The 19,064-nt window shown below is 40.5% G+C and carries 16 protein-coding genes; 10 read left to right on the top strand and 6 right to left on the bottom strand.

Annotation, left to right across the window (positions count from 1 at the left end; all coding sequences use genetic code 11):
- The first annotated feature begins 5 nt into the window (after positions 1 to 5).
- Both AC106S_RS11055 and AC106S_RS11050 read left to right on the top strand, forming a co-directional pair.
- The gene (locus AC106S_RS11055) at positions 6 to 2,078 is read left to right on the top strand and encodes an alpha-ketoacid dehydrogenase subunit alpha/beta (protein WP_482439124.1); all 2,073 of its coding nucleotides are present in this window, start codon (positions 6 to 8) and stop codon (positions 2,076 to 2,078) included.
- 114 nt (positions 2,079 to 2,192) lie between these two features.
- On the top strand, positions 2,193 to 3,221 hold the full coding sequence (locus AC106S_RS11050) for a bestrophin family protein (protein ID WP_482439123.1): 1,029 nt from the start codon (positions 2,193 to 2,195) through the stop codon (positions 3,219 to 3,221).
- Between the two features lie 17 nt (positions 3,222 to 3,238).
- On the opposite strand, the gene AC106S_RS11045 is transcribed toward AC106S_RS11050, so the two are convergent.
- Positions 3,239 to 3,697, bottom strand: coding sequence for an Lrp/AsnC family transcriptional regulator (locus AC106S_RS11045; RefSeq protein ID WP_482439122.1), 459 nt, complete (start codon positions 3,695 to 3,697; stop codon positions 3,239 to 3,241).
- Between the two features lie 157 nt (positions 3,698 to 3,854).
- On the opposite strand from AC106S_RS11045, the gene AC106S_RS11040 reads away from it, so the two are divergent.
- A complete protein-coding gene (locus tag AC106S_RS11040) occupies positions 3,855 to 5,081 on the top strand; it encodes an aminotransferase class I/II-fold pyridoxal phosphate-dependent enzyme (protein ID WP_482439121.1) in 1,227 nt (408 codons plus the stop codon).
- A gap of 38 nt (positions 5,082 to 5,119) precedes the next feature.
- Here the strand turns inward: AC106S_RS11040 and AC106S_RS11035 are convergent, their stop codons facing one another.
- Positions 5,120 to 6,127 carry a glycosyltransferase family 2 protein gene (locus tag AC106S_RS11035; protein ID WP_482439120.1) on the bottom strand — a complete coding sequence of 336 codons (1,008 nt, stop codon included), beginning with the start codon at positions 6,125 to 6,127 and terminating at the stop codon, positions 5,120 to 5,122.
- A gap of 200 nt (positions 6,128 to 6,327) precedes the next feature.
- Here AC106S_RS11035 and AC106S_RS11030 point away from each other — a divergent pair, with 200 nt between their 5' ends.
- Positions 6,328 to 7,251, top strand: a complete 924-nt coding sequence (locus AC106S_RS11030; RefSeq protein WP_482439119.1) for a hypothetical protein — start codon at positions 6,328 to 6,330, stop codon at positions 7,249 to 7,251.
- Between the two features lie 62 nt (positions 7,252 to 7,313).
- On the opposite strand, the gene AC106S_RS11025 is transcribed toward AC106S_RS11030, so the two are convergent.
- Together AC106S_RS11025 and AC106S_RS11020 are read right to left on the bottom strand one after the other, a co-directional pair.
- Positions 7,314 to 7,712 carry a branched-chain amino acid ABC transporter substrate-binding protein gene (locus tag AC106S_RS11025; protein ID WP_482439118.1) on the bottom strand — a complete coding sequence of 133 codons (399 nt, stop codon included), beginning with the start codon at positions 7,710 to 7,712 and terminating at the stop codon, positions 7,314 to 7,316.
- Positions 7,713 to 8,225: 513 nt separating this feature from the next.
- A complete protein-coding gene (locus AC106S_RS11020; RefSeq protein WP_482439117.1) occupies positions 8,226 to 9,392 on the bottom strand; it encodes a THUMP domain-containing class I SAM-dependent RNA methyltransferase in 1,167 nt (388 codons plus the stop codon).
- Between the two features lie 138 nt (positions 9,393 to 9,530).
- Here AC106S_RS11020 and AC106S_RS11015 point away from each other — a divergent pair, with 138 nt between their 5' ends.
- Both AC106S_RS11015 and AC106S_RS11010 read left to right on the top strand, forming a co-directional pair.
- Positions 9,531 to 10,256 carry a class I SAM-dependent DNA methyltransferase gene (locus AC106S_RS11015; RefSeq protein WP_482439116.1) on the top strand — a complete coding sequence of 242 codons (726 nt, stop codon included), beginning with the start codon at positions 9,531 to 9,533 and terminating at the stop codon, positions 10,254 to 10,256.
- Positions 10,257 to 10,258: 2 nt separating this feature from the next.
- Positions 10,259 to 10,984 (top strand): ZIP family metal transporter, encoded by a 726-nt coding sequence (locus tag AC106S_RS11010; protein WP_482439578.1) that lies wholly within the window; start codon positions 10,259 to 10,261, stop codon positions 10,982 to 10,984.
- 231 nt (positions 10,985 to 11,215) lie between these two features.
- Here the strand turns inward: AC106S_RS11010 and AC106S_RS11005 are convergent, their stop codons facing one another.
- Both AC106S_RS11005 and AC106S_RS11000 read right to left on the bottom strand, forming a co-directional pair.
- The gene (locus AC106S_RS11005; protein WP_482439115.1) at positions 11,216 to 12,622 is read right to left on the bottom strand and encodes an OmpP1/FadL family transporter; all 1,407 of its coding nucleotides are present in this window, start codon (positions 12,620 to 12,622) and stop codon (positions 11,216 to 11,218) included.
- Positions 12,623 to 12,651: 29 nt separating this feature from the next.
- Positions 12,652 to 13,749 carry a prolyl-tRNA synthetase gene (locus tag AC106S_RS11000; RefSeq protein ID WP_482439114.1) on the bottom strand — a complete coding sequence of 366 codons (1,098 nt, stop codon included), beginning with the start codon at positions 13,747 to 13,749 and terminating at the stop codon, positions 12,652 to 12,654.
- Between the two features lie 143 nt (positions 13,750 to 13,892).
- On the opposite strand from AC106S_RS11000, the gene proS reads away from it, so the two are divergent.
- The 4 genes from proS to AC106S_RS10980 all read left to right on the top strand — a co-directional run bounded on the left by proS (position 13,893) and on the right by AC106S_RS10980 (position 18,977).
- Positions 13,893 to 15,368 (top strand): proline--tRNA ligase, encoded by a 1,476-nt coding sequence (gene proS, locus AC106S_RS10995; protein ID WP_482439113.1) that lies wholly within the window; start codon positions 13,893 to 13,895, stop codon positions 15,366 to 15,368.
- Between the two features lie 116 nt (positions 15,369 to 15,484).
- A complete protein-coding gene (locus AC106S_RS10990; protein ID WP_482439112.1) occupies positions 15,485 to 16,801 on the top strand; it encodes an OmpA family protein in 1,317 nt (438 codons plus the stop codon).
- Between the two features lie 116 nt (positions 16,802 to 16,917).
- Positions 16,918 to 18,252: an Nramp family divalent metal transporter gene (locus AC106S_RS10985; protein WP_482439111.1), complete on the top strand. Its 1,335-nt coding sequence runs from the start codon at positions 16,918 to 16,920 to the stop codon at positions 18,250 to 18,252.
- Positions 18,253 to 18,440: 188 nt separating this feature from the next.
- Complete coding sequence (locus tag AC106S_RS10980) at positions 18,441 to 18,977, top strand: nucleotide exchange factor GrpE (protein ID WP_482439110.1); 537 nt, start codon at positions 18,441 to 18,443, stop codon at positions 18,975 to 18,977.
- Positions 18,978 to 19,064 lie beyond the last annotated feature (87 nt).

Here is a 19,064-nt window from a genome sequence, read left to right as displayed (position 1 = left end):
TATCTATGGAAAATACACTTCACGAAAAGGTTTCTCAGGATATCCTGCTAAAAGCATACAATCATATGATGCTGGCTAAGGCAATGGCAGACATCTATGAAGAAAACAGAAATATATGTAAATATGTTCATAGTACTTCAAGAGGTCACGAAGCCATCCAGCTGGCTACCGCTTATCAGCTAACAAAAGAAGACTGGGTTTCCCCTTATTACAGGGACGAAAGTATTCTTTTAGGAATAGGTTTTGAACCTTATGAGCTGATGCTTCAGCTACTTGCTAAAGCAGAAGATCCTTTTTCCGGAGGAAGATCGTATTATTCCCATCCTTCAAGCAGGGATGAAGACAAGCCAAAGATCATTCACCAGAGTTCAGCCACAGGAATGCAGACCATTCCTACAACTGGGGTTGCTCAGGGAATAAAATACATCCAGGAATTCAATTTACAGAATTTCGAAAACAACCCGGTTGTTGTATGCAGTCTTGGAGACAACTCTGTAACGGAAGGTGAAGTAAGTGAAGCGTTGCAATTTGCCGCTTTGCATCAGCTTCCGGTCATATTCCTTGTACAGGATAATGAATGGGGAATTTCCGTAACCAAAGAAGAAGCCCGAACCTGTGATGCCTACGATTTTGTGGCAGGATTTACCGGTCTCAGCAGAATGCGTGTAGACGGAACAGACTTCGTGGAAAGTTTTGAAGCGATGAAGAAAGCGGTTGATTTTGTAAGAAACGAAAGAAAACCTTTAGTAGTCTGTGCAAAAACCGTTCTTATCGGCCACCATACCTCCGGGGTGAGAAGAGAATTTTATAGAGACGAAGAAGATTTAACCAAGCACAGAGCTAAAGATCCGGGAGAAATCCTGAGAAAACACCTGCTGGAATCCGGAACCGATGAAGATCTTTTAAAACAGATCACGAAAAAAGCAAGACTGGAAGCTGAAGAGGCTTTTGAAAAAGCAAAAAATGCTGAAGATCCAAAGCCAGAAACGGTTATGCAGCACGTTTTCGCGCCCACTCCAATCACTGAAGAAACAGGAACCCGTGAACCTGCGGATGGTGAGAAGATCGTTATGGTAGACGCTGCCATTCACGCCATTCAGGAACTGATGTGGAAACATCCGGAAGCTTTGCTGTACGGGCAGGATGTAGGAGAAAGAATCGGGGGAGTTTTCCGTGAAACGGTTACTTTAGGTAAAAAATTCGGAAACAAAAGAGTATTCAACACGGCGATCCAGGAAGCTTATATCATTGGATCCACCACAGGAATGAGTGCCGTAGGATTAAAGCCTATCGTGGAAGTTCAGTTTGCCGATTATATTTATCCGGGAATCAATCAGCTCATCACAGAGATTTCAAAATCAAGCTACCTGAGTGGAGGGAAATATCCCGTAAGCAATATCATCCGTGTACCGATTGGTGCTTATGGCGGAGGCGGACCTTACCACAGCGGAAGCGTGGAAAGTATCCTGGCCAATATAAAAGGAATCAAAATTGCTTATCCGAGTAATGCAGCAGATTTTAAAGGTCTGCTAAAGGCCGCTTATTACGATCCGAATCCGGTCGTTATGCTGGAACATAAAGGTCTGTACTGGAGCAAAGTTCCAGGAACCGAAGATGCCAAGACCATTGAACCGGCAGAGGATTATATCCTTCCGTTCGGAAAAGGAAAAGTGATCATCGAAGCAGATCAGAATGAAACGGAAAAAGGCAGAACACTGGTTGTGGTAACTTATGGAATGGGTGTTTACTGGGCTAAAGAAGCGGCTAAGAACTTTAATGGAAGAGTTGAGGTCATCGATCTGAGAACTTTAATTCCACTGGATGAAGAACTTGTTTTTGAAAGAGTAAAAGCACATGGTAAATGCATCGTGCTGACTGAGGAACAGCTTAACAATTCGTTCGCAGAAGCTTTTGCCCACCGCATCTCTAAAAACTGCTTCAGATACCTGGATGCTCCGGTAGAAACTATGGGATCGCTGGATGTCCCGGCCGTTCCGATCAATCTTGTTCTGGAGAAAGAAATGCTTCCGAATGCTGAAAAACTCAGCAAAAAAATAGAAGAAATGCTTCATTATTAAATATTTGAAACCTCTGATTTTCCAGAGGTTTTTTTTATTAATTTTAATAAGCAAAGGGATACCTCATTTTGGTATTCATTTTGTTTATATGCACATCAAATTTCCTGAAGCATTATGATCACAACAAAATATGTTAATTACAGACAGGTTCTCAATTTATCCGGCGCTCATCTGATTCTCATCAGTATATGGTGTACCCTGATTGCCGTTCTTTTTTATTTTTTCAATTGGGAGTGGATGATCATACCCTGGGTACCGGTAGCTTTGATAGGTACAGCGGAAGCCTTTCTGGTAGGCTTTAAAAATAATCAGGCTTATGACAGGCTTTGGGAAGCCCGAAAGATCTGGGGAGGCATCGTCAATTCCAGCCGTTCCTTTGCTTCTATGGTTTACGCTTTTGACACTCAAAATGAAAAGGTAGGAGCTTTCGATCTGGAAGACCGGAAAAGAAGAATCGTTTACCGCCATATTGCATGGCTGTACACTTTCCGCGAACAGCTTCTGGTGCCTACTGAATGGGAACACATCAGCTCGGAAAATAAATTCGGAAATATCAACCTGAGAAGAAACAGACTGATCAAAGCGGGATTCCCCGACTACGGAAGAGCTCCTATTTTTCTTCACAAATACCTTTCGGAAGAAGAATATGATCTCAAGGACGATTATAAGAACTTTGCCACATACCTGAATTCACAGCAGGCAAAAGACATCAATGAGCTGAAAAATATGAATGTCATTACAGATTTCAATCAGATGCAGCTTCAGACCTGCCTGAATGAATTCTATGCTTTCCAGGGACAGGCGGAAAGAATCAAAAAATTTCCATCGCCCAGACAGTTCGCCAGTACTGCGTTTATCTTCAATATTCTGTTTATTATGCTGCTTCCGCTGGGACTGGTGAATGAATTTGCCAAACTGGGAGATTTCGGAATCTGGGCTTCTATTCCTTTCTGCATTATTATCGGATGGATCTATATCATCATGGAACTGGTAGGAGATTATTCGGAAAATCCTTTTGCCGGGCTGATGTTTGATGTTCCGATGCTTTCCATATGCAGAACCATTGAAATTGATCTTCTTCAGATGAGCGGAGAAACCGATCTTCCGGAACCTATTTCATCCAAACACGGTGTTCTGATTTAATCATCAGAACCAACGGCTCAAAGTGCAATTGCGGTTGTATTTTTTACTTCAGAGATCATAAATGAGCTGTGGGTACTTGCGATATGCTGTAATGCCGTGAGCTTGGTAAGCATAAAATTCCGGTAGTCCTGCATATCCTTTACCCCTATTTTAAGGATATAATCATAGTCTCCGCTTACATGAAAACATTCTGTGACTTCACTAAGATTCAGGATCTCCTTTTCAAACTGCAGAACAAATTCCTTTTTGTGCTGTGCTAATTTTATATGACACAGGACAATAAAATCACGGTTTACCTTATGCCGGTCCAGAAGAGCCACATACTTTGAGATCACCCCCAGGTTTTCAAGCTTTCTTACCCGTTCATATACCGCCGTAACAGAGAGTCCGAGCTTATAAGACAGTTCTTTGGTGGTTTGTTTACAGTCTTCCTGTAATAAGAGCAGCAGTTTTTTATCTGTTTCATCAAAATTCATAGATAATTTTTTGGAAAAAGTTTAACATTTTCAAAGATAATAAACATATTTTCTAATCAAAACGCAAATAATAGATTTATATTCTACAAATTCAAATTTATATTGTAATAATTCTGAAAACAAAGCATATTTAGGCCATCAATAAAACCTAAAGCTTATGGAAAATTTCAATGCAGCCAATGAGATCCAGGACCTTCAGTATTTTGGTGAATTCGGAGGAGTAAACCCTTCGATCTCTGACAGCTCTACCTATACTTTTCTTTCTGCCAAAACCATGTTTGATACTTTTGAAGGAAACGCAGAAGGATGTTATTTATATTCCAGACATTCATCCCCGATGAATCTTTATCTGGCACAGGCTCTGGCTAAGATGGAAAACACTGAAGCGGCCAATGTAACGGCATCAGGGATGGGAGCTATTACCTCCGTTCTGATGCAGATCTGTAAAAGCGGAGATCATATTATTTCCAGCAGAACCATTTATGGAGGAACATATGCTTTTTTAAAAAATTTCCTGCCTCCCTTCAATATTGAAACCACTTTCGTAGACATCAGCAATTTTGAATCTATCGAAAATTCCATAAAACCCAGCACAAAAATCATCTATTGTGAAAGTGTGAGCAATCCGCTTCTGGAAGTGGCAGACCTTAGAAAACTTTCTGAGATCTGTAAAAAACATGGTTTACAGCTGATTGTAGACAACACCTTCTCCCCTCTTTCTGTTTCCCCAAAACTACTGGGGGCTGATATTGTGATCCACAGTCTTACCAAGTTCATCAACGGAAGCAGTGACACTGTTGGCGGAGTATACTGCGGAAGCCAGGAATTCATCAATGATACCAAAAACGTCAACAACGGAGCGTGCATGCTTTTGGGACCGACAATGGACAGTTTCCGTTCTGCCAGCATCCTGAAGAACCTGAGAACCCTCCACATCAGAATGAAACAGCACAGCCACAATGCCTTATATCTTGCAGAGCGGTTTGAAAAAGACGGATTAAAGGTTTCTTATCCGGGATTGGCATCTCACAAGGATCATGAGCTGATGAAAAGCATGATGCATGAAGACTATGGATTCGGAGGCCTGCTGGCACTGGATGCAGGAACAACGGACAAAGCCAACGAACTGATGGAAATGATGCAGCAGGAAAACCTGGGCTATCTGGCGGTAAGCTTAGGCTTTTATAAAACCCTATTCTCCTGTTCAGGAAGCTCCACCTCATCAGAAATCCCTGAGGAAGAGCGGGAAGCAATGGGAATATCGGACGGACTTATCAGATTCTCTATCGGACTGGATCAGGATATAGAGAGAACTTATCAAAAAATGCGGGAATGCATGCTGAAAACAGGCGTTCTCAACCATGAAACCATATTCATATCTTAAATTTATTGTTACAAAGGCTGTCGGATCTCCGGCAGCTTTTATTTTTTTATATGAAAATGCTTCGGAAAAGCATCTTCCGGCTTCATTCTGAAAATATTCAGCAATATCCATGATTTTAAAAAGCCGTAGCCATAAGAAAACATCTGGATATAAGTGGAAATTACCGCCATACCGGCAATACTTATATTCCGGGTAACAGCCAGTGCGTGAAAAAACACCATAAAAGTGTACAGCCCGTAAAATGCAAGGATAATTCCCCTGCTCATCATAATGTACTCTAAAAAGCCCAGAATATATCCTAACAGAAATAAGGTAGGAAAGGCAAATGATATTTTTACATAATCCGGATGCCTTTGGTTGAGAATCGGTCTTGCACAGCCAAACTGATACACCTGCCTTGAAAACTTACCAAAGTCTACCCTCCGTTTATGATAAACAGCAATATCATCAAAAAAAGCTGTTGTAAAGCCATTTTCCCAAAGTGTCATCGACAGATCCGGATCTTCGCCAATTCTCATTTCAGAAAAACCGCCGACTTTTTCAAAAACGGATTTCTTTACTCCCATATTAAAACTTCTCGGCTGGAATTTAGAAACCGACTTTTTATTTCCCCTGATTCCTCCGGTTGTAAAAACAGATGTCATAGAATAGGAAATGGCTTTCTGCATCAGGTTAAAACCTTTATGAGCCTTATCTGCCCCACCAAATGCATCACATGGAATGGTCTCAATGTCTTTTTTAATATTTTCAATATAATCCTTTTCCACGATCACATCACTGTCTACAAAAAGCAGCCAGTCATTCTGAGCTCTTTTTGCCCCGTAATTCCTGGTAAGCCCCGGTCCTGAATTGTCTTTACGGAAATATTTAACATCCAGCATTCCCTCAAAATTATGTATCGTGGGCTTAAGATCTATAAAAGAACCGTCGTCAACAATAATGACCTCAAACTCTTTGTCAGTCTGATGAGATAATGAGTTGAGCAACTCAAAAAGTTCATCTTTCCGGTTAAAAATAGCAACGACAATGGAAATACTAGGCTTCAAATCAAAAATTTTTCAAAAATACTTATTCACAAAAGAATCCGCAAACACTTTGCCATAGATTATCCAACATTTTTTGATCAGTACAAAAAAACAGCCATAAATCATTATTGAAAAAATAATTCATACAATATTGATTAATTTTAAGAAAAATTTAAATTAATATTATTATTTTTAAAAACATTTTTAACATAATATAATTTATGAAAACAAATTTAACTCCTATTTTACTGGCTTTCAGTCTTTTCTCATATGCCCAAGTGGGAATAGGAACAAACAACCCCAGCGGGACCCTTCATGTGGATGGAAGTAAAGATAATGCCGCCGTTCCTACCGCCGCACAGATCGCCAATGACTTCATTGTTACCTCAGCCGGATCAGCAGGTTTAGGGACAATAACACCGGATGCCTCTGCAAAATTTCAGATTGATGCTACCAATAAAGGCATGCTCATTCCCCGTGTCAGCCTGAGCACTCCTTCCGACGGAACTACAATTCCTTCACCGGCAAAAGGTCTTATTGTTTACAATACCAATGTCACCGTAAATATGGAAGAAGGTTTTTACACCAATTACGGAACTCCTTCTGCTCCCCAATGGATCACCTATCAGCAGCGTGACAAAACAGCCTGGAGACTTGACAACGTATTTGACGTTACCGCAGCTGCTCCCGTAGATCAGCCTGTAACATCAGGAACTACGGTAAATAATCTCAATTTAGGACTAAATATTACCATCACCATTCCTCCGTTTACTCAGGCCAAACTGGTTACCACTTACAGTGTTCCTATCGGTACCACTACAATATCAACCAATTTCGGGGGATATTTCGGAATAAGATTTTTGAAAAACGGATCAGAACTTCCGGCCGGATCAAGAAAATACACCGTACCTGCCATTTCAACGGGAGTTGCGTCAAGAATGGCCTCCGTAAATGCTACGGTAGGTGATACTGTTGTTAATAATACAGCTACTCCAATTAATGTAACTTATGCTTTAAATGGTTATGTAGAGCCTACCTCAGATGCCTCAACGATCAGGTTTAACATGTGGGCACCTACGGATCCGAATTTTAACTGGGGAAGAGGATATATGTCGGTTCAGATGTTTACCAAAACAACTCTATAAAATGATACCGGCCCGAAGCCGTTTTTTACAATACCCGGCTCCTTTTTCAGGGAGCTTTTTATTTAAATAAAAAGACCGGATTTAAAATAGACACAAAGTACCAGTGAAATAAAAAATAAAATCGCTGAACCACTGAAAAGCACCAGTCTGAACAGGCTTTTAAAATAATAAAGCTCTAAAATGTGCAAAATAAAAAAAAGAATACCGGAAGCCGCAATACCAATCAGCGAAGCAACAATAAGAGTCTGACAGTAATTTTCCTGCGGGAGCGGATCTTTAAAAACAAAAAACAGCAGTACGGAAGCCATAGCTATGAAAACAGTAGCGGCCTTTTCTGTAAGATATTTTATTTTCTTACCGCTCTTAGGTTTGTCATCATAATTCAATGTTGAAGATGATGATGATCCAAAGGATACAACATTTGATATCCAATCTGTAACCTCAAAAAAATCCCAGTTCATATTTTATCCTGAATTTACCCAAAATTAAAGAATTATTTCAAAAGAGTTCCGAAGGGACGATTTAACATAGAATCGGATGCAATCCGATTAATATAAACAGAACAGAATAAGATTTTTAAAAAACGGATCAGAACTTCCGGCCGGATCAAAAAAATAATTTTGAGGGCTGATTCCGTGGTTTTATCCAAAAATATTGGGCAAAATGAGGAGACGTAAGATCTTTAGAATATGAAGTAAGGTCTTACCTTAAAGCATTATACCTATAAAAAATCTTTGATTTTTTCCTTAATTCATTTTACCTTAAAAGGATTTTAATGTTTCAAATAAAATTTAAAAAGAATATAAAGAGATCAGCACTTATCATAATGATGTCTTACATAACTTCCAGCTTCAAATATTATCCCACACTGAGGTTAATTTATTTTACCATTTAAAGAATTCCGATATTTCAAATAAAATTTAAAAAGACAGACTGCCCAATAAAAAAACCTTCCGGAATGGAAGGTTGGTATTTTATTTTGAATTTTCAATCTTATGAACTTTCTTGGTTCCTTCATACATTTCATACTGAAGGAATCTTGTTTCCAGTTTTCCGTTGAACAGTTTGATCTTTCTTGACGGACGAAGCCCTATCTTTTTTACAGCTTCAAGATCGGAAGAAATCAGCCAGGCCAGTGTATTCGGGTAATGGGTTTTAAACGTATCTCCTATCTTTTTATAGAAATCATCATCATTAATGGAAATTCTTTCATCATAAGGAGGGTTGAATACCATCAGTAACGGGAAAAGATCTTTTTTGGAATCGAAGAAATTCTGTTTTTTCACTTCAATCACATCTTCCATTTCGGCCGCTTCAATATTCATTCTTGCTGCATTCAGCATGCGGGCATCAATATCATACCCTACAATTTTTCCCGTAAATTCTTTTACCCTGTTGATCCTGAATTCTTTGATCTTGGCAAACAGATCCGCATCATAGTTTTTCCAGTTCTGGAATGCAAATCTCTTTCTGAAAATCTGTGCCGGAAGATCCATGGCAATCATGGCCGCTTCAATCAGAAGAGTTCCCGAACCGCACATAGGATCCAGGAAATTTCCTTTCCCATCCCAGCCTGCCAGTTGAAGCATTCCGCTGGCAAGAACCTCATTGATTGGTGCTTCCCCCTGCTCTCTCCTGTATCCTCTCTTAAACAGGGCATCTCCTGAAGAATCTAGAGAAATGGTAATCAGCTCACGGTCAATATGCAGGTGAAATTTAATGTCCGGCGATCTTGTTTCTACATTAGGACGTCTCTTGAACTTATCCTGAAAATAATCTACAATTGCATCCTTCATTTTAAGGGTCACAAACTGCGAATGCTTAAAGGTTTCGGAATTTACCGTAGCATCAATCGCAAAAGACTGGTCTACATCCATAAACTCTTCCCAGGATACTTTAAAAAGCCTGTCATAAAACTGATGCTGATTGAATGCTTTGAACTCATAAATAGGAATCAGGATCTTCAAAGCAGTCCTTGCCGAATAATTTACTTTATAAAGAAAGCCGAGATCACCTTCGCAATTTACAGCTCTGTTTTTCACTTCTACCTTTCTTCCTCCCAATTTTTTGATCTCTTCTGCCAAAACCTGTTCCAGCCCGAAGAATGTTTTTATCTGAATCTTTAGATTTTCTATATCCATAATTTAAGGTGTTAAAAGATTTAATGATTTAAAAATTAAAAGATTAACGATCATAATTCAAAATCCGATTGAGCCTGTCTATCCTTCAAAATAAAAATACTTTGCTTTTAACAGCGCAAATTTAGTTATTTTTGTATTATGGAATGGTTTGAATCTTGGTTTGATACCCCTTATTATCATCTTCTCTACAACAACAGAGACTATACGGAAGCAGAAAACTTTATTACAGCACTGACGAAAGACCTTCAGCTGCCGCCAGCATCCAGAATTATTGATCTTGCCTGCGGAAAAGGAAGACATTCCGTATTCCTGAATAAACTGGGGTATGATGTACTGGGGCTTGACCTTTCCAGACAGAGTATAGAATTCGACAGACAGTTTGAAAACCAGACCCTTATTTTCGATGTACACGATATGAGAAATCCGATTGATGCCGATCCTATGGATGCAGTATTCAATCTGTTTACCAGTTTCGGCTATTTCGACAATGAAAATGACGATAAAAAAGTATTCCAGTCCGTATACAATGTCCTGAAGCCCGGAGGTTATTTCGTTCTGGACTATCTGAACCAGGAATATGTGAGGAGGACATTAGTACCTGAAGCCTCTGTAACACGCGGAGATATTGAATTTAAGATCCTTAAAAAGATTGAAGGCCGGCACGTGATCAAAGACATTCGTTTTGAAGCAGATGGGAAACCTTTTCATTTTTTTGAAAAAGTAAAACTCCATTCACTGGAAGAGATTCATTCTTATGCGGCAAACTGTGGTTTTGAAAGAATAAAAGTCTGGGGAGATTATCAGTTAAATGAATTCTCTAAAGACATCTCTCCAAGATGCATTAATCTATTTAAGAAAAAATAATGATTACGGTACTTTTACTGATTCTGAGTGTAATAGCAGGAGTATTCCTTGGGAAGCACTTCGGAAAAAAAGAAAAACTGGCCAAAAATCTGCTGATCCTGAGTGCAGGATTCCTGATTACGATCTGCCTGAATGAAGTTTTTCCTCAGGTATACACCTCCGAAGCAGGAAGCAGCCTGGGAATATTCGTTATTGCAGGAGTTCTTCTGCAGATGATCCTTGAAGCACTGACGAAAGGTTTCGAGCACGGACATTTTCATCATCATAATGAGCATAACATCCTTCCCGTTGCTTTAATGGTAGGATTATTTGTCCATGCCTTTATCGAGGGAATTCCTCTGGCCAATGAAGAGCATGAGCTTTCCCCTTACCTGCTGGGAATTGTATTTCACAACCTTCCTATTTCGTTCATTCTCGGTGCCTTCTTATTCAACAGGAAAAATGATAGCCAGGGATCATCATACCCCTCCCTCCTGATCGTTGCCCTCTTTGCTCTTGCTTCTCCAATGGGAATGCTTTTGGGTAATTATTTCAATCCGGATTTGCAGCCTTATTTTCTGGCTATCGTAGGCGGGATTTTTCTTCATATTTCATCCGTCATTATTTTTGAAAGCAACAAGAATCACAATATCGACTGGGTCAAGATCGGTCTGGTCATCGTAGGCGTTTCTTTAGCGCTGGTTATGCATCTTTTCCACAACCACTCTCATGTGGGACATCATCATTAATTTCATTTCAGTTTGGATAAAGGTTTGAAAACGGTGATGAAAGAGGGAAATTCTCAATACATCAATCATAAATACTGATCTGTTTTTATCTTTCCCAACATAATCTGATCTTACAGCAGTTTTCAGTACCTGTAAACTTAATTTTCACAGCCTTAAAAATACGGCCAATAAAAAAAGCTCCGGACCATTGGTCCGGAGCCTCAATTTAATCACTCATTACACAATCTGGAATTAGAACTTCCAGCCGAATGTAATAAAGAAGTTATTTCTGTTGTTTTTCACATCGCTTACCACAAAATAATCTGATCCCAGAATTCTGCTGCCGGAATAATAAGCCGTATCCGTAGAAGGATTTCCTGTCTCAATACCTCTTAAATAAGGATTACTGTATGAAGAGGTAATGTACTGATAGGATGCATCTACATAGAATGACTTAAAGTCATACCCTATACCGAAAGAAGCCAGATTCCGGTCATTCAGTATCATGTCACTGTTTGAGCGGTCCGAAGTGGAAGCATCAGGATTCAGCTGGCTTACCGTTAAAGCATCAAAAGGATTGGAAGAATAAGAATATCCTCCTCTCAGTCTCAGCTGCTTTATTCTGTATTCTGCACCGATTCTCACTTCTGAAACATTCTTATAATTATCTTTAAAGAAACTGTTCAGTTCACTTTCTGTTCCTGAGTATACTTTATATTTAGGTCTGGTAACTCCCAGCGTATAATCTACATTCAACGAGAAGTTTTTGCTTGCTACAAACGCTGCACTCACGGTTGCTTTAAGTGGTGTGGTGAGCTTGTTATTTTCTCCGCCAACACCATCTCCTCTCTGAGGATCGTTATAGAAATTGTATTCCCTGTCTATTGACCAGAATGTAGGTGTTTCAATGGATGCACCTACTCTGAAATTAGGATTCAACTTACCGATAACCCCTAAGGAAGCGGAAAAACCGGTTGACCTTTCAGAAAAAGGGGTATTCTGTCTGTCAAAAAACTCTAAAGATCCGTTATCCGTCATTTGAAAAACTGCCGTATCATACTGATCAAGAGAAGCTCCAAAGAAGTTTAAACCGGCACCTATATACACACTGTGATTATAATTGGCACCTACCCCGAAGCTTGTTTTGGAAAGATTTCCATATCTGTTGTAGGCATGTCCGGCCAGTGATGCACTTTTACCGTCATTGAAATCCGTGATCAGATTATTGCTCCCCGGAGATTCTATATAGTTATCTAATGACTGGTTGGAATAATTGATACCGATATTGATAAACTTCCAGGCCGTCTCAGTCATTAGCGGAAAAGTAATCACTCCACCGACATTTCCAAGATCAGTTGTTGTTTTACTGTAATTGACCGTAGAGCTGTTCCAGGTACTCTTGTTTCTGTTTCCTGCAATGGATAAAGTTCCTGAAACCTCACCTGAAATAGCTACTCCTAAACCGGCAGGGTTTGTAAGCAGTGAATTGGCATCACCTCCCAGGGCTCCGTTAGCTCCTGCCATTGCATTGAATTTTGCTGATCCCACCATAGGAGAACCGGAATATACATCTACAGTATTCCTCAATACAGAAACATCCTGAGCCTGTGCAAAAAATGCCGCAGCTATGCCCGTTAATACTAAAGATTTTTTTAACATTATTTTTTTAATAGTTATTTAGTTTACAATTATCTGCCGCCACTTCTGAAGCCGCCGCCTCCGCCGCCGCTTCTGAAGCCTCCGCCACCACCTGAAGAACCTCCTCCTCTGAAGCCGCCTGAATTGCTGTTGTTGAAACCGCCATTCGATCTGAAACCGCTATTATCTCTTTGTGGAGTGTAGTTATAATTAGGTCTTGGCTGAGAGTTCGAATTGCGGAAACCACCCTGAGACTGGTTTCTGAAACCTCCATTGGTATTTCCCTGTCTGAAACCTCCATTGGTGTTCCCCTGTCTGAAGCCGCCATTTGTATTTGAATTACGGAAACCGCCGTTTGAACTGTTCCCGCTTCTGAAACCACTATTGGAACTTCTCACAGCATCACCGCTGTTTCTGAAACCACCTCTGTAAGTATTGGTATTGTAAACAGCATTGGTTAGGCCGGGATTACTGAAACCACCACCGCTGCTTCTTCTGTAAATCGGTCTGTTGTAATGTCCGTGGCCCCAGTAGCCACCGCCCCAGCCCCAGTAAGGATAACCGTAGCCTCCTCCCCAGAATGGATCATAATAGCCTCCCCAATAAGGAGAATATCCATAGCCCCAGTACGGACTTCCCCAGCCCATAGAGCCTCCCCAGCCCCAGCCGATCGATCCGCCCCAGCCCCAGGATAATCCCATACCCCAGCCCCAGCCGCGGTTCCAGCCCCAATATGGGTTATAACCGCCATACCATCCCCACGGGTATCCCCACCCCCAGGAATTGTCATAATAGTTGGTCTGTGAGCCTGCAAAATTACCCCAGTCTGAATCCGTAGCATTGACATTCAGATTGACATCACTCCATGAATTATATCTGTTATCACGCTCTCTTGCATTAGCTTCCGCATTCTGAATCACATTAGAGTCCTGATAATAATCGTAATATTCACCTACACGGTTTCCGCCATCATTGATAATTACTCCTTCCGGCAGCGTATCTTTATTCGGGTCATAGTACACCCCGTCTGTCTCTGTGTATCCGCCCATCTGAGCGCCACAAGACACAAGCAGCAATCCGCCCGATATGGCTAAAATCCCTTTGGATTTTAACAAACCAAGCAAATTTTTATGTATATTTTTTTTCATGATAACGTATAAATTTTTAATTTAAATTATATTTGCAATCTGTACCAAAAATGTACCAAACACTGGTAAAAAAATCTATCAAAAATAGATTTTTATTTTTAGATTACAATAATGTACAAAAGTTAAAAAAATTTTAAAAAATAATGGCAAAATTAACCTCAAGAAGCGAAGATTACAGCAAATGGTATAATGAGCTGGTTGTAAAAGCTGACTTAGCAGAAAACTCCGGAGTAAGAGGATGTATGGTGATCAAACCATACGGCTATGCAATCTGGGAAAAAATGCGTGATGAAATGGATAAAAAATTCAAAGAAACCGGTCACGTTAATGCTTATTTCCCGCTTTTTGTGCCCAAGAGCTTGTTTGAGGCTGAGGAGAAAAATGCAGAAGGTTTTGCTAAAGAATGTGCAGTGGTTACCCATTACAGATTAAAAACAGATCCGGACAACCCTTCCAAACTGATTGTAGATCCGGATGCCAAACTGGAAGAAGAACTTATCGTACGTCCGACTTCTGAAGCCATCATCTGGAATACCTATAAAAACTGGATCCAGTCTTACAGAGACCTTCCGATCCTGATCAACCAATGGGCCAATGTGGTACGCTGGGAAATGAGAACGCGTTTATTCCTGAGAACCGCTGAATTTTTATGGCAGGAAGGCCATACAGCGCACGCCACCAAAGAAGAAGCCGTGGAAGAAGCCGAAAAAATGAACAAGGTATATGCCGATTTTGCAGAAAACTTTATGGCCATTCCGGTAATTCAGGGGTTAAAAACACCTTCTGAAAGATTTGCAGGTGCTGACGAGACCTACTGTATTGAAGCTTTAATGCAGGACGGAAAAGCCCTTCAGGCAGGAACGTCTCACTTCCTGGGTCAGAATTTCGCAAAAGCTTTCGATGTAAAGTTCACCAATAAAGAAGGAAAAATTGAACACGCATGGGCTACCTCATGGGGAACCTCTACCCGTCTGATGGGAGCACTCATCATGACCCACTCCGATGATTTCGGATTGGTACTTCCTCCTACCCTGGCTCCGATCCAGGTAGTGATTGTTCCGATCTTTAAAGGAGATGAACAGCTTGCCCAGATCAGTGAAGTGGCTCTGGATATCCAGGCTAAACTGAGAGCAAAGGGAATCTCTGTGAAATTTGACAACGATACCCAGAACAAACCGGGCTGGAAATTTGCAGAATATGAACTAAAAGGGGTTCCGGTAAGAATTGCAATGGGACCAAGAGATCTGGAAAACAGGTCTGTTGAAATTGCAAGAAGAGATAACCTTACCAAAGAAGTCCGTTCTATTGAAGGACTGGATAGCTACATCGAAGAACTATTGAAGACCATTCAGAAAGATATTTTTGAAAAAGCCTTCAACTTCAGAAAAGATAATATCACCAAAGTGGATTCTTATGAAGAGTTCAAAACGGTTCTTGAAGAAAAAGGAGGTTTCATTTATGCACACTGGGACGGAACGGCTGAAGAAGAAGAGCAGATCAAAGACGAAACGAAAGCTACCATCAGATGTATTCCTTTAGATGACGACATTGAAGAGGGAGTTTCCATGATCTCAGGAAAGCCTTCAAAAAGACGTGTGTTATTCGCAAAAGCCTACTAATAATTTTGTCAATTTCCAAAAATTCCGACAGAATTTAAATAAATATTTAAAAAAAGTGACATTTGGACAGATTTTTGTTTAATTTTATAGAACATTAATCTCAAAATAAATTTATTATGTCTTTAAATGTCATTGATTTAATTAAAGGGCAGCTGGGTCCTGCATTGGTTTCACAGGCAGCATCCCAGTTCGGAGAAAGTGAATCCGGTATATCAAAAGCAATTGGAGGTTTACTCCCTGCTGTGGTAGGAGGATTAGCCAATAATTCGGACAACCCCGGTGTTTTGGATGCCATAAGCGGAGCTTCGTCAAGCGGAATTTTGGGAAATTTATTAGGAGGCGCTTCTAATAATCCCATGATCGCTAATCTTCTCACTTCGATTTTCGGAGACAAGGTAAGCGGAATCATCAATTCTATTGCGACTTTTGCAGGCATCAGCAATAACTCATCCAGTTCATTGCTGAATCTGGTAACAGGAGCCACGGTGGGATCCATCGGAAAATACGCCGCGGATAACAATCTGGATAAATCCGGGATTTCAGGATTACTGAATGACCAGAAAGGAATTATCTCTTCATTACTGCCGGCAGGACTTTCTCTGGCATCACTGAATATCGGTGACTGGGCTAAAGGATATAAGTTTGATAATGACAGTAACACTTCTGCTGCTGCTGCGGCGGCCAGTGAAGAGCCTAAAGTAGAAGTAACGAGAAGTACTACCCCTACAGGAACAAATCCTGACAGAAATAACAATAACGAAGGCGGAGGCTCCATCTGGAAATGGCTGCTTCCGCTTTTGCTGTTAATTGCTGCCGGTTATTTCTTATGGAAACAGTGTGAGAAAAAGCAAACCACCACCACTACTACTGCCACAGACTCCACAGGTTCATCCAGAGATTCATCTGCTGCTGTTACCCCGGCAGATACTTCATCAGCCACTACAACTCCGGCAGCCAAAACAGATGAAAACATCGACCTTAACGGGGTAATGCTGAAAGGTTATAAAGGAGGTATGGAAGATCAGATGATCGCTTTCCTTAAGTCAGGAGGATATAAAAATGCCGCAGACGATGCTGCTTTAAAAGATAAGTGGTATAATTTTGACCATGTAAATTTCAAAATGGGAAGCTCTACTGAACTGGAAGCAGGTTCTCAGGGCCAGATGGATAATTTGGTAGCTATTTTAAAAGCATTCCCGGAAGCTAAAATCAAGATTGGAGGCTATACTGATAAAACAGGAAACGAAGCTGCCAACATCAAATTATCCAAAGAGAGAGCTGAGTTCATTAAAGCTGCTTTAACCAAAGCAGGCGTAGGAGCTCAGGTTCTGGAAGCTGACGGATACGGAAGCAAATTTGCTACGGTAGATGCCAAAGCTTCTGATGCAGAAAGAGCTGCCGACAGAAAGATGGCAGTAAGATTTGCTAAATAATCCTTTTTAGAATCAATAAAAATTTAATCCCGGAAATTAATTTTCCGGGATTTTTCTTTTTCTTATTTTCATATTTATATTTATTTAATTAAATTTGTTAGTCATTTCTAACATTTATGAATTTCAATATAAAAAACGCATGGCGTAAAGATAAAACGGCTCATTCACTTCCCGAGGTTTATTCTTCCATCAAAGTTCCTAAAAAAGCAACTTTCTGGAGAAAATATCTTGCTTTTGCAGGTCCGGGACTTATGGTTGCCGTAGGATATATGGACCCCGGAAACTGGGCTACCGATATTGCCGGAGGGGCACAGTTTGGCTATACCCTGCTTTCAGTTATTCTTATCTCCAATATTTTTGCCATGGTCCTTCAGCATCTTTCCGTAAAACTTGGAGTGGTGGCAGAAAGAGATCTTGCACAGGCCTGCCGGGATCACTTCAGCCCTACCACCAACTTCATTTTGTGGGTATTCTGTGAGATTGCCATTGCTGCCTGTGACCTTGCCGAGGTGATCGGTTCTGCCATTGCATTAAATCTCCTGTTCCATATTCCTCTCACCTGGGGAATTGTGATCACCACGATTGATGTACTGTTTATCCTTCTTCTTCAGGCCAAAGGCTTCCGATGGATAGAAAGTATTGTGGGCGGACTTATTTTTATCATCCTCTCCTGTTTTGTTTACGAAATCGTTATTTCCAAACCTGCTTTCAACGAAATTCTCGGCGGCCTGGTTCCTCAGAAAGAAATTATTCAGAATCCGGCCATGCTGTACATTGCAATCGGGATTCTGGGAGCGACTGTAATGCCCCACAATCTGTATCTGCACAGCAGTATTGTACAGACCAGAGATTATACACGTGACAGGGAGGGAAAAAAAGAAGCCATCAAATTTGCGACTCTGGACAGCACCGTATCTCTGATGCTTGCCTTCTTCATCAATGCAGCCATCCTTATTCTGGCTGCGGCAACATTTCACACTACGGGAAATGAGCATGTAGCAGACATCCATGACGCTTATAAAATGCTTACTCCTATTCTGGGAGCTTCTATGGCAAGTATTGCTTTTGCCATTGCCCTTCTGGCCTCTGGACAGAACTCTACCCTTACCGGAACTCTTGCCGGGCAGATCGTCATGGAGGGTTTCCTGAATATCAGACTGAAACCCTGGCTGAGAAGACTGATTACAAGACTTATCGCTGTTATTCCGGCCCTGATTGTTGCTATTATTTATGGTGAACAGGGAACCACAGACCTGCTGGTATTAAGCCAGGTAATCCTGTCGATGCAGCTGAGTTTTGCGGTCGTTCCTCTGGTGATGTTTACCAACGACAAGGCCAAAATGGGAGAATTTGCCAATAAACCCTTCCTTAAGATCTGTGTATGGGTGATTTCCGTGATTATTATTGTTTTAAACCTGTATCTGCTGTATCAGACGTTTATGGGGAAATAATGAGCAATGGGCAATGGGTAATAGGTAATGGGTAATAGGGTAATAATTGATGATTGTTTGAAGGGTTGAGAAATTAATTTTTCACCATTCATTATTGACATTTCCTTTTCACTTTTTCTGCCTTAATGTCCTGATTTTTCCATTTGGCAGAATCTTTGTCAAATCAATGTGTAAATAAATATTGAATTATGGAAAACCAGGATATTAACGAAGAAAGCATCAATAATCAGGAAGAGAACAACATCCAGAACGAAGCAACATCCGGAGACAATGTGACATCTTCACCTTCTGCAGAGGAACTTTTGGCAGAAGAAAAAGACCGTTACATCAGATTGTATGCAGAGTTCGAAAACTATAAAAAAAGAACGGCTAAAGAGAAGATGGAATTCTTCCAGTACGCCAACCAGGACATGATGGTTTCTATGTTAGGGGTTTTAGATGACTTTGAAAGAGCATTGAAAGAAATCGCTAAAAACGGAAACCCTGCCGACCTTCAGGGAGTAGAACTTATTTATCAGAAATTTAAAAATAAACTGAGCGAAAAAGGCTTAAAAACGATGGAAGTAAAGGCTGGAGACAGCTTCAATGTGGATTTCCATGAAGCCATCACTCAGATTCCTGCTCCATCGGAAGATCTGAAAGGAAAAATCGTAGATGTTATTGAAACCGGATATACTCTGAATGATAAAGTGATCCGTTTCGCTAAAGTAGTAACAGGAAACTAATATCAAATGATGAAAAATAATTGATTGGCAACGGCTTAATCTGTATGCAGTAAACATCAATTATCATTTTATCAGTAATCAGTTATA

It is taken from the genome of Chryseobacterium sp. FR054, from assembly GCF_056844565.1.
Note: the sequence above shows the minus strand (reverse complement) of the source record. Positions and strands in the feature narration are given on the sequence as shown.